The sequence below is a fragment of the Microcoleus sp. F10-B2 genome, assembly GCF_036704965.1.
GTDB lineage: Bacteria > Cyanobacteriota > Cyanobacteriia > Cyanobacteriales > Microcoleaceae > Microcoleus.
The window spans coordinates 37,668-48,820 of sequence record NZ_JAUBTB010000027.1; the positions used below are offsets into that span (position 1 = coordinate 37,668).

At 46.3% G+C, this 11,153-nt stretch carries 11 protein-coding genes; 7 read left to right on the top strand and 4 right to left on the bottom strand.

Features of this window, described 5'->3' with window-relative positions:
• Positions 1-49: 49 nt before the first annotated feature.
• The 3 genes from QUA99_RS12885 (at position 50) to QUA99_RS12895 (ending at position 3,407) form a co-directional block, all read left to right on the top strand.
• A complete protein-coding gene (locus tag QUA99_RS12885; protein ID WP_333237067.1) occupies positions 50-907 on the top strand; it encodes a hypothetical protein in 858 nt (285 codons plus the stop codon).
• 312 nt (positions 908-1,219) lie between these two features.
• Positions 1,220-1,951: a DUF7873 family protein gene (locus tag QUA99_RS12890; protein WP_333237065.1), complete on the top strand. Its 732-nt coding sequence runs from the start codon at positions 1,220-1,222 to the stop codon at positions 1,949-1,951.
• 526 nt (positions 1,952-2,477) lie between these two features.
• The gene (locus QUA99_RS12895) at positions 2,478-3,407 is read left to right on the top strand and encodes a serine/threonine-protein kinase (protein WP_333237063.1); all 930 of its coding nucleotides are present in this window, start codon (positions 2,478-2,480) and stop codon (positions 3,405-3,407) included.
• Here QUA99_RS12895 and QUA99_RS12900 read toward each other — a convergent pair.
• The 3 genes from QUA99_RS12900 to QUA99_RS12910 all read right to left on the bottom strand — a co-directional run bounded on the left by QUA99_RS12900 (position 3,401) and on the right by QUA99_RS12910 (position 5,710).
• Positions 3,401-4,027, bottom strand: coding sequence for a DnaJ domain-containing protein (locus QUA99_RS12900; protein WP_333237061.1), 627 nt, complete (start codon positions 4,025-4,027; stop codon positions 3,401-3,403). The genes QUA99_RS12895 and QUA99_RS12900 overlap by 7 nt on opposite strands.
• A 130-nt stretch (positions 4,028-4,157) precedes the next feature.
• Entirely contained in the window at positions 4,158-4,751 is a 594-nt protein-coding gene (locus tag QUA99_RS12905) for an ATP-dependent Clp protease proteolytic subunit (RefSeq protein ID WP_172188328.1), read from the bottom strand.
• A 299-nt stretch (positions 4,752-5,050) separates the two neighbouring features.
• Positions 5,051-5,710, bottom strand: a complete 660-nt coding sequence (locus tag QUA99_RS12910; RefSeq protein WP_333191593.1) for an ATP-dependent Clp protease proteolytic subunit — start codon at positions 5,708-5,710, stop codon at positions 5,051-5,053.
• A gap of 72 nt (positions 5,711-5,782) precedes the next feature.
• On the opposite strand from QUA99_RS12910, the gene QUA99_RS12915 reads away from it, so the two are divergent.
• The 4 genes from QUA99_RS12915 to thrB all read left to right on the top strand — a co-directional run bounded on the left by QUA99_RS12915 (position 5,783) and on the right by thrB (position 9,327).
• Entirely contained in the window at positions 5,783-7,018 is a 1,236-nt protein-coding gene (locus QUA99_RS12915) for a VWA domain-containing protein (RefSeq protein WP_333237059.1), read from the top strand.
• A 222-nt stretch (positions 7,019-7,240) separates the two neighbouring features.
• On the top strand, positions 7,241-7,807 hold the full coding sequence (locus QUA99_RS12920) for a Uma2 family endonuclease (protein WP_333237057.1): 567 nt from the start codon (positions 7,241-7,243) through the stop codon (positions 7,805-7,807).
• A gap of 3 nt (positions 7,808-7,810) precedes the next feature.
• Positions 7,811-8,305, top strand: coding sequence for a tetratricopeptide repeat protein (locus QUA99_RS12925; protein WP_333237056.1), 495 nt, complete (start codon positions 7,811-7,813; stop codon positions 8,303-8,305).
• An 89-nt stretch (positions 8,306-8,394) separates the two neighbouring features.
• Positions 8,395-9,327, top strand: coding sequence for a homoserine kinase (gene thrB, locus QUA99_RS12930; RefSeq protein ID WP_333237053.1), 933 nt, complete (start codon positions 8,395-8,397; stop codon positions 9,325-9,327).
• Between the two features lie 206 nt (positions 9,328-9,533).
• Here thrB and QUA99_RS12935 read toward each other — a convergent pair.
• Positions 9,534-11,153, bottom strand: a 1,620-nt coding sequence (locus QUA99_RS12935; protein ID WP_333237052.1) for an AAA-like domain-containing protein, incomplete at its 5' end; no start/stop codon positions are given.

Sequence of the window (11,153 nt, forward strand, 5' to 3'; positions counted from 1 at the left end):
ATTCCTGTTGCGACCGATTTTGCGACCGGTACTAATTTTTCTGTTTCTAATGAGTTTTTATCAAGTGCTTGTCAGCGGCGGAGTTTTGCCAGCTTCTGACGGAGTTAGCCTGATTCAAAATAATATTGTCAAAGCTCAAAGGTATGTATATCAGGATGATGGCGATCTAAAAATGGTAATCGTAGGTAGTTCCCTAGCTGGCAACATTAATGTAAAACACATTGGAGAGCGCGTAAAAAGCATAGCTTTTGCGGGAGGAGCAAGCCAAACAGGTTTAGAAATAGTTAAAAGAAGTAAAAGCAAGCCTCGGATCGTTTTGGTAGAAATTAATGATACTATTATCCGCAAAATAGATGCCAACTTAGTTGATGATTTGTATCACCCTATTTTTTATTGGCTGCGTCAGTATCTGCCGATGATGAGAGAGGAATACCGTCCCGTTAGCGTTTTTATTGATTATTTAAAAAGTCGCAGGCAGCAATATACAAATCTTTCAAAAGAAAAATTAGACAGCTTAGAAGCTCGAAATCTTACTCCCGAACTAGCGCAAAAAGGCATTCAAATGATAGTGGAGGTGGAAAGCAAACCTTTGTCTACAAACGATACTAATAAAATTAAAAAACAAGCTGAGTTTATTAAAAATCAAATCGCGGAAATAAAAAAAAATAGCGGGGTAAAAGTAGTTTTATTTGACATACCGCTAGAGTCGCGAGTTAACGCTGCAATCAGGAGAAAGCAAGTAGCAGAATTGACGAAAAAGCTGTTTCCGTCCGACCGTTTTGAATGGCTGCCGCCCCCTAAAGAGCGAGAGTGGCGTACCAATGATGGCGTCCACTTGATCCGCAGCGACGCTAGAGATTTTGCCGAGTTTTTGAGAGATAATACTATTTTAGATTTTAGATTTTAGATTTTAGATTTGGCATGATTTATTCCATGATGGGTTTGGATCGCAGGCCTACAGTTGCATTCTTTGTTTGGAGAGAGATAAATTGCTGAGCACGGTAGCGGCGGGATCTCTTGGCACAGCGCCTAGGAAAGAAAGCTTGTAATTTTATTTGAAGTGTGCAATACTACACAATAAGCAAGTTTGGTTCAAGAACGATCGTGAGGTTTGTACTGAGGACTGAAGTCTTCAAAGCCCTAAAAGCCACAGGACAAACAATTTGATTATCAAAATCAACCGGACTTGATGTGAGTTCAGCTTCAATAAAATCGAACAATGCCACGCTTAAATCAGATTATTGCGATCGAAAAAGGTATCAAAAGCCGCTGTGCCCAAGAACTAGCAGAAGCTCAAAAAGCGCTCCAGAAGCCCGCTGTGCTTTCTGGAATCTCCCGCACTTACCGTCCCAAAGACGAAGAAGGCGAACAACTGCCGCCAGAGTCCAAAAAAGTTGAAGTCAAAGCCGAAGAGATTATCCGCAAAACGACTGAAGTTTTGACCAAACTCTTTGACGTAACCGCAACCAAAGATTGGACAAATTGTAGCGCCCGCGCGGACGTAACTGTAGACGGAAACGTGCTTTTGAGCCAAGTTCCCGTCAGCTATTTGCTATTCATTGAAAAGCAGTTAGCAGATTTGCAAGCATTCATCAAAAAACTTCCAGTCTTAGATGCTTCCGAGACTTGGAACTTCGATGCTTCGGCAGACTGCTGGGCCACAGAACCGGTGCAAACTCTCAAGACTTTTAAAACTCCGCGCAATCACGTTAAAGCTGAAGCTACCGAACACCATCCGGCTCAAGTCGATGTTTATTACGAAGATATTACGATCGGCTACTGGCGGACTGTCAAGTTTTCTGGAGCTTTGCCAGCGCGGCGGATCAATGAGTTGCTGCAAAGGGTGGAAATCTTGCAGCAAGCTGTTATGTTCGCCCGCGAAGAAGCTAACAATTCTGAAGTTGAGGAACAGAGAGTAGGAGAGCGAATTTTTCAGTTTATTTTCCGCTAAGTGCTTGCTTTGTTGATAGTTATGGTTTAAGATATAAACAGAGTACAAGTTCAATCTAAAACTTCAACTTAAACCGTACAAATGTGATAGTGCAGGTTCGACTCCTGTCCCTTCTACCCAAAAAAGGGGGGTAGCCCAATTGGCAGAGGCAGCATTGCGTACAAATTCAGCAGCAAGTTATTACTCTAAACTCAGCATTCACCGCCGATCGCTAAAACGAATGTCAGGAAAAATCACATCATCGAGGTTGCTGGCTCATATCCAGCCCCCTCTACCAAACGCAGGGGGGTAGCTCAATCGGTAGAGCGCGATGCTATTAATCTTAAATCCTTGACTTAAATGTGATAGCGTGCGCAAATGGGCGGTAAATATAAACCCAGTAGTAAGGTCAGAACTACTGGGTTTTATGCTAATTTATCAATCAAAGTGATACGACTTCCCAAAAAAGAATGCAAAAGCAAGCTCTAAACCGATACAGCGTCAGTCATTGCCAATCTAAAATCTAAAATCTAAAATCTAAAATGGTATGATTTACTGCATCAATCCTCAATGCGAACAACGCGAAAATCCTGCTGCTGCTCAAAAGTGTCAGGCTTGCGGCACGGATTTGTTAATTGGCGATCGCTACCGCATCCTTAAACCAGTGCGATCGCCCAATCCCGCACGCCCCACAGACATCTTTGAAGTTGAAGATTTGGGAACAGGGGAAAACGAATGGGGCACTGTCAAAATTTTAAAAGTCTTGAAACACACCCACAATCCCGATTTAGTTCGCTTGTTCCAGCAAGAAGCGCGAGCCTTGATTTGGCTGGCTGGAAAGGGCCCAGTTCCCCAAGTCGAACCTGACGGTTATTTCCCAACTAAACTCCCCAATAATTTCCAGAAATTGTCTTGTTTGGTGATGGAAAAAATTTGCGGAGAAAACTTAGCAGAATTCTTAACTAAACAACAGTACATTTCTCAAACGCTCGCTGTTGATTGGCTGCAACAAATGCTTCATATTTTGCAGGAAATCCACAAATATCATTTAGTACATCGGGATATTAAGCCATCCAACCTGATGCTTGCAGCGGATGGGAAATTGAGATTAATTGACTTCGGCGCTGCAACAGAAGCAGAGAGAGATACCGCACCCATAGGTTCTGCTGGATACGCCGCGCCGGAACAAATTGCAGGCAAAGCAGGCGTGCGATCGGACTTTTTTGCCCTGGGGCGTACTTTTGTACATTTATTAACAGGCATAAAGCCGATCGACTTTCCCGTTAATGAAAAAACTGGTAAAATTAATTGGAGGAACCAGGCTGTAGATGTTGACCCGTTACTCCTAGACTCGATCGACGAATTAATGGAACCGCTACCGGAAAACCGACCTGAAAATACCCAAGTTATTTTAGAAAAATTAAAAATTCACGACGCAGACCCCCTGCAAAAGGGGGACGCAACATCGCTTCAATAAATCTCTTCCAACCGGCGAAAATCCCGCTCAACTTCCGCCCACAAAGCCCGATTGTGAGGGTCAGTTTTCACAGCCTTTTTCAAATAAATTCTCGCCTTATCAACCTGCTTTTCTCCGATCAAATGCCGTCCCCAGCGCTGATAGGCGATCGCCTGCCACTGACGCACCTCCAAATCTTCGGGAACCCGCTGGGCCAAACCCTCAATCAAGGCGATCGCCCGCGGGAACCTCTGATATTTCAGCAACTGCTGCAACTCAAAATAAGCATCTTGCTTTAACTTTTGTTCTACCGCCGACAAATCCGCATGAGATTGAACCGCGGCCTCTTTTCGAGTCACCTTAACTGCCTGCGGTTGAGTTTTCACCCCCCGATCCGGCGGTGTCGAAGTAGGCTGCACAGTTGAATTGGCAACTTTCGACTCCGCAACATCGGGGGGGGCAATTTTCACCAGGAACTTATAAGCCTCAGTAATAGCAATAAACTTATTTTTAGCCTGTTCGTTTCCCGGATTCACATCGGGGTGATACTGTCTCGCTAACTGCCGATAAGAGGTCTTAACTTGCGATAAACTCGCGCCAGACCTCAGTCCTAACTGTCGGTAATAATCTGCAATATCCATTTAGCATGAATGAGCGTTGATAATACCATTAAATATGGCAGAATCCTTAAATGTAAAGATTCTGCCAAAATTTACTGCGAACTAGGTTGTAGTGCGAGGGTTGCCCGCACTACGGTCGCGAAAAAATAACTTACGGACGATCTTCGATCACTCTGTCAATCAAGCCGTATTCCTTGGCTTCCTCAGCGGACATGAAATAGTCGCGATCCATGTCCTTCTCGATTTTCTCGATCGGCTTGCCAGTATTCTTAGCATAGATATTATTGAGTTCGTGGCGCAGCCGCAGAATCTCTTTCGCCTCAATCTGAATATCCGTTGCTTGTCCCCGCGTGCCCCCAGAAGGCTGGTGAATCATGATTCGCGAGTGAGGCAAAGCTAACCGTTTTCCTTTCGCACCGGCAGCTAACAGGAAAGAACCCATCGAAGCAGCCAAGCCCACACAAATCGTTACCACGTCCGATTTAATGTGCTGCATGGTATCAAAAATAGCCATGCCTGCCGACACCATTCCGCCTGGGGAATTGATGTACAAAATAATATCCTTACCTGAATCTTCCGAATCGAGATAGAGCATCACAGCGATAATTTGATTGGCAATTTCATCGTCAATGTCCCTGCCCAAGAAAATAATCCGTTCCCGGTAGAGGCGATCGTAGATATTAATCCACTGAGTATCATAACCACCCGGCATTTTGTAGGGAACTTTTGGCACACCTATAGGCATAATTCGGAACTCCGTTTAGTTAGTAATTGGCGATCGGGCAATTGGGCATCGGGCAAACAGGGTATCGGGCATAAAAGCATCGGCCAAACAGGGCATCGGCCAAACAGGGCATCGGGCATTGGTAATTGGGAATCGGTAATTGGGAATTGTTAGTCATAAAAAGACTGTTGAATAACTAATCAGTGTAGAAACTACTAGCCATTAACCCTTCATTCTTACTCATTCCCCATTCCCCATTCCCCATTCCCCATTCCCCATTCCCCATTCCCCATTACCCATTCCCCATTCCCCATTCCCAGTTAGATGACTCCAGCCGGCAGCGGTTTCGGCAATTCTTCCGAACTTTCAAGAACGCGATCGATCAAACCGTATTCTTTAGCTTCATAAGGCGTCATGTACAGCAACCGATCCATATCTTTAGTAATCTTTTCGATCGGTTGGCCAGTACAGCTTGCAAAAATATCAAGCATCGTCGCTTTATTTGCCAGCACTTCCTTAGCCCGAATTTGAATGTCGCTTGCTTGACCCCGCGTGTAAGCCTTGGGTTGGTGCAACACAATAGAAGCATGGGGCAAACTCGCTCGAAAGCCTTTTGTACCAGCCGCTAACAGCATCGCAGACATCCCCATTGCCGAACCGAGGCAAATAGTGTGTACGGGCGGCTTAATGTACCTGATCGTATCGCAGATAGCGAAGGCTTCTGTTTCAAAGCCGACGGGTTCGCCACTGTAACCAGAAGTGCCGGTCGAGTTGATGTAGATTTTGATCGGCTTCTCGGGGTCTTCGTACTGCAAGAACAACAGTTCAGCGATAATCAGTTCTGTTACCGCAGGCACTAGAGGCATACCCAGATAAACGATCCGCTCCTTCAGCAACAGGGATGGCAAATCGGGAGGTGGCGTCCGAGAGTTCCCTTCCCCGTAGTATGGCGATTGCACAGCTTTAATTGGTGTGTTCATATAACCGAAATGTTGCCTGAACTGATGGAGCTATTCTTAAAGAAATAGTAACGCAATCTTTAGGTATCCCGCATGAAAGTTAGTTTGCTCCCGGTTTTAAACGACCCTAACCTTGACGCTGCCGCGCCCTCAACGCAGCGCCAGCTAGCGATTTCGGTGTCTGCGACGGCAAGCTCGATCGACTCCAGCGTACCCTTAAACCTGTGCCTGATTCTCGACCACAGCGGTTCGATGGGCGGACGCCCCTTGGAAACCGTCAAACAAGCCGCCGGACGGTTGCTAGACAGGTTGAAGCCCGGGGATCGCTTTTGCGCGGTGGCTTTCGACCATAAAGCCAAAGTCCTCGTCCCCAATCAAATTGTGGGAGATCCCGCTAGCATTAAACGGCAAATTGAGCAATTGCGATCGGCCGGCGGCACAGCAATTGATGAGGGCATTAAGTTAGGTATTGAAGAGTTGGGTAAAGGCAAAAAAGAAGCTATATCTCAGGCGTTTCTGCTGACTGACGGCGAAAACGAACACGGCGACGACAACCGCTGTTTGAAGTTGGCTAAATTGGCTGCCGACTACAACATGACTTTAAATTCTCTGGGATTTGGCGATAGCTGGAACCAGGATATTTTGGAAAAGATTGCTGACGCTGGCGGCGGTGCTCTGGCTCACATTCAGCGTCCCGAAGATGCGGTTGACGAGTTTAGCAAACTATTTACTCGCATCCAAGGTGTAGGTTTGACTAATGCTTATTTGCTATTTTCACTGATGCCAAAAGTACGGTTAGCCGAGCTCAAACCGATCGCCCAAGTTTCCCCGGATACGATCGAATTACCGGTACAGCAAGAGGGCGATCGTTTTATGGTGCGCTTGGGAGATTTAATGAAGGATATAGAGCGAGTAGTTTTGGCTAATATTTATATTGGACAGTTGCCCGAAGGTACACAGGCGATCGGGCAATTGCAAATTCGCTACGACGATCCGACTGTCGGTCAAGGTTTGCTTTCCGATCCCGTTGCAGTTTCTGCTAATGTCTTGAAAGTTTATCAGCCTGCCCTTAACCAGACGGTGCAGCAGCACATTTTAGCTTTGGCTAAATACCGCCAAACTCAACTGGCAGAAACTAGATTGCAGCAGGGCGATCGCGCCGGCGCAGCTACGATGCTGCAAACTGCCGCTAAAACTGCTCTGCAAATGGGCGATAAAAGTGCCGCAACTGTGCTGCAAACTTCTGCTACTCGCTTGCAGTCTGGCGAACAATTGAGTGAAGCCGATCGCAAGAAAACTCGGATTGCTTCTAAAACTATTTTGAAGTAATCGCGCGATTTGAAATTTTAAATAATTTTAAATTGGGCGATCTAAAAATTCGGCGATGCGAAATCGCCTCTACAAAAACGAAACCCGCCTGGGCGCGGGTTTCAATATTCTGAGTCTCGCCTGCAAAAAGCGAAAGTCAGTGTAGCCCGATTGTTTTAAGCTGTGGATCGTGTAGAAGCTCGATCGTTTAGAATGTTTCTATCACCTATCAAGAGTGCTTGTATGAACCAGACAATATCTGATAAAGTACGCTGGACTACCGCCGATTTAGAGCTATTGCCCGATAACGGCGATCGTTATGAAATTATTGATGGGGAGCTATTTATGACTAGAGCACCGCATTGGGGGCATCAACAGACTTGTGGCAGATTTTTTTCTTGCCTTGATACTTGGTCGATGTCTACTGGCTTGGGACGAGTAGCCATCAATCCCGGCCTTATTTTCAGTGATGCTGATAATGTCATACCTGATGTAGTTTGGGCTAGCAACGAACGCTTGGCTATCTTGCTAGACGAAGCCGGCCATTTAACCGCCGCACCTGAGTTAGTTGTTGAAGTATTATCCCCCGGTGCAGACAATCAGAGACGCGATCGAGATTTGAAACTCAGACTCTATTCGGTGCGAGGAGTGCAGGAATACTGGGTTGTGAATTGGCAATTGCAGCAAATAGAAGTTTATCGCAGGGAACAAGCAAGTTTAAGGCTCATTGCTACACTGTTGAGCAATGATGAACTAACTTCCCCTTTGTTGCCCGGTTTTAGTTGTTCTGTATCTCAAATTTTTGCCTAAATTATGAAATCATCCTTTTACAATTTAATTGCTACTCTAGTAATCTTTACTATCTTTGGTAATATATCCCCTGCTGTCTCTGCTAAATCCTCAGCAATATTAATAGCTCAAAAAACGATTGTTCAAAATCCTGCTGAAGATTTATTCAATAGTGCTTTAGCCAAATCAGAGGCAGGAGATATTCAAGGGGCGATCGCCGATTACACCGAAGCCATCCGCCTCAACCCAAACTACGCCAAAGCCCACAACAAACGCGGCATCATCCGCGGCCGCAACCTTCGAGATTATCCAGCAGCCAAAGCAGATTTCGATCGCGCCATTGAAATTAACCCCAACTACGGCGACGCCTACTACAACCGCGCCAGAGCCCGCGAGTTCTTAGAAGACAAACCGGGGGCTATCGCCGATTATCATAAAGCAGCCGAACTCTATCAAAAAGACGGCAATACCAACGATTATCAAGATGCCCTCAAGCACCTTGAAATGCTGCAAGAATAAATGGCTTTTGAAAACATAGTATAATACCTGCGCTCGGCGTTCATCCGCATTCATCTGCGGTTAAACATTCCAAATCCACCATTCAAAAAATGCCCGAAACTTCCACCGTCACCGTCACCGTACCCGCCACAACCGCCAACCTGGGCCCCGGATTCGACTGCATCGGCGCCGCTTTAAGCCTCTACAACCGCTTCCAATTCTCTCGACTAGAACCCTCAGCAACCGAGAAACTAAAAATTACTGTTACGGGTGAAGAAGCCGCCAAAGTCAAGACAGACGACAGCAATCTCGCTTATCAAGCTTTTCTCAAGTTATACGATCGCCTCCAACAATCGCCGCCGCCCGCAGCGATACATATAGATATGCAAGTGCCGCTGGCTAGAGGCTTGGGAAGTTCCGCTACAGCTATTGTCGGCGGGTTAGTCGGTGCAAATCAATTAGCGGGTGCGCCTTTGAGTCAGGTGGAAGTGATGCAGTTGGCGATCGAACTTGAAGGACATCCCGACAACGTTGTCCCCGCTTTACTGGGAGGATGTCGCCTCGCTGCTAGCAATCCACCGGGCGCTTCCTGGGAAATTTGCGATATTCCGTGGCATCCTAATATTGTGCCGGTGGTAGCCATTCCCGATTTTGAACTTTCTACAGCCGAAGCGCGCCGAGTTTTGCCCGCAGAGTACAGCAGGGCTGATGCGATTTTCAATGCCGCACACCTCGGTTTGCTGGTGCGGGCTTTGGAAACGGGCAATGAAAACTGGCTGCGCTGCGCCCTCCAAGACAAAATTCACCAGCCTTACCGGCAATCTCTGATTCGGGGATATGAAGCGGTGCAACAAGCTGCACTGAATGCAGGGGCTTGTGGAATGGTAATTAGCGGTGCCGGGCCGACGCTTTTGGCTTTAACGGATGCTACTAATGCTGATGCGGTTGTGAGGGAAATGGCGGCTGCTTGGATGGAATTTGGGGTAAAGGCTGATGTAAGGGCGATCGAACTCGACACCCAAGGAGCACAAGTCTCCGGTTAATTATTCCACTCCTGGACGCACAACATCTACATAACCGCCTTTTGTAGGGGCAAAAGTAACAGCACTCTATGGCATCAGAACCGTCAATCATCAATTAACCGCAGGAATGATTGAAATCGGTTCCCCTGCTGTATATTTATCGCCAGGATTAAAACAAATTGGCAAAGTTCGCGTTCTTCTGCCGGAACCACAGCCGCATTTTTTGCCTAAATCCTATTTGATTGACTGTTGGCGAGGTAATCAGCACAGATTTTTTTATCCTCTTCTGTTGCTTTCGGGTTGGTTCTGAGATAATCGCCGATCCAGTTGCAGCCTAATGCCATTAGTTTATCGAAATCCCAAATCCATAGTCTGATGGTTTTGTCACGGCTTGCAGAAGCCAAAGTCAAGCCATCTGGACTAAAGGCGACGCTCCAAACCTCATTGCTATGCCCGGTGAGAGTAGCGATGGGTTTTTGGCTTTCGAGGTGCCACAGTTTGATGGTGTTGTCAAAGCTTGCTGAAGCCAAAGTCAAGCCATCTGGACTAAAAGCGACGCTATAGACCCAATTGCTATGCCCGGTGAGGGTAGCGATGGGTTTTGGGCTTTGCAGGTTCCACAGTTTGATCGTCTTGTCACTGCTTGCAGAAGCCAAAGTCAAGCCATCTGGACTAAAGGCGAGGCTATTGACAGAATTGCTATGCCCGGTGAGGGTAGCGATGGATTTTTGGCTTTGCAGGTTCCACAGTTTGATGGTGTTGTCACGGCTTGCAGAAGCCAAAGTCAAGCCATCTGGACTAAAGGCGAGGCTATTGACATAATTGCTATGCCCTTCCAAATGATTGCGTTCTTTTACTGCGGACACTGCTTGTTGCAGCGCAGCTATCACTCGTCCTCTAATATGTTTTGTCGTCTCGGCGGAAGCATCTAGTTGTTTGAATGCGTACCCGGCCTTCAATGCTTCCAACAGTGCTTGGAATGTCTGTCCTGAACGAAATGATTCATTAGAAAAAGCCGTTTCCTGGATGACATTTGCTAAATTCTGGGCTTGAGTGACTTTATACGTGGCCAATTGCTCTGCTTTAATTAGCGTCTGATTCGCTTGAGTCAAAATTTTATTCGCTTGTTTTTGTGCTTCTAACTCTCGTTCAACTTCCCGTTGTTGTACTTCCCGACTGGCATTTAAAAAGTGATAATCCAAATCGCTCAAACTTTTGCCGACGGCCCAAGTTTGAGCATCTTGCAAGGCTTGACCCCGCAACAGTCGCGATTCATCTTGGCAATCAGACTCTATCCAAGCTTTAAAACTTTCGCTGTAAGGGCGGAGATTCGCTAATTGTTTTTCCACCCAATCTAGGTTGAAAACCGATTGATAAATCCGGTTATAAACTTTAAGTTTGCCAGACTGCTTAACCACCAACCCAGTTAATCGCAGTTCCATTTGTTCGGGACTATCATCAGTCGCTATCTCATTGTGCTGCAAAATTTGCTGATATAGTCCCAATAACCTACTAGCCCGTTGTTCGCTGCGTAAAATGCGATCGCGAATCGTCTTCAAGTGTTCCGGTTCATCCTGTCCTTCCCAATACTCAATCACCTTTTCTCGGACTAAATCTCCTACCCACTCAGCGGGATTTTGAATGGGTGTAGAGTTGGCACTATCGAGCAGTAACTTACAAATTTTTTGTGTTAAAAATGGCTGCCCCCCAGTCCAATATAACACCGCTTCTAACAATGATTGAGAATTTTCTGCTTGAGTTTCTAACCCAACTGCCAAAGGTTGGGCTTCTGCTAATTGAAACCCCGTTAACTCTATCCCTCGACCAATATTAAACGGAGTGCGTCG

What these genes read in the sequence shown, in the direction of transcription:
- QUA99_RS12910 (WP_333191593.1), bottom strand. Translation starts at nt 5,710, where the DNA reads ATGAACACACCAATTAAAGCTGTGCAATCGCCATACTACGGGGAAGGG.
- QUA99_RS12900 (WP_333237061.1), bottom strand. Translation starts at nt 4,027, where the DNA reads ATGGATATTGCAGATTATTACCGACAGTTAGGACTGAGGTCTGGCGCG.
- QUA99_RS12915 (WP_333237059.1), top strand. Translation starts at nt 5,783, where the DNA reads ATGAAAGTTAGTTTGCTCCCGGTTTTAAACGACCCTAACCTTGACGCT.
- QUA99_RS12925 (WP_333237056.1), top strand. Translation starts at nt 7,811, where the DNA reads ATGAAATCATCCTTTTACAATTTAATTGCTACTCTAGTAATCTTTACT.
- thrB (WP_333237053.1), top strand. Translation starts at nt 8,395, where the DNA reads ATGCCCGAAACTTCCACCGTCACCGTCACCGTACCCGCCACAACCGCC.
- QUA99_RS12905 (WP_172188328.1), bottom strand. Translation starts at nt 4,751, where the DNA reads ATGCCTATAGGTGTGCCAAAAGTTCCCTACAAAATGCCGGGTGGTTAT.
- QUA99_RS12885 (WP_333237067.1), top strand. Translation starts at nt 50, where the DNA reads ATGAGTTTTTATCAAGTGCTTGTCAGCGGCGGAGTTTTGCCAGCTTCT.
- QUA99_RS12920 (WP_333237057.1), top strand. Translation starts at nt 7,241, where the DNA reads ATGAACCAGACAATATCTGATAAAGTACGCTGGACTACCGCCGATTTA.
- QUA99_RS12895 (WP_333237063.1), top strand. Translation starts at nt 2,478, where the DNA reads ATGATTTACTGCATCAATCCTCAATGCGAACAACGCGAAAATCCTGCT.
- QUA99_RS12890 (WP_333237065.1), top strand. Translation starts at nt 1,220, where the DNA reads ATGCCACGCTTAAATCAGATTATTGCGATCGAAAAAGGTATCAAAAGC.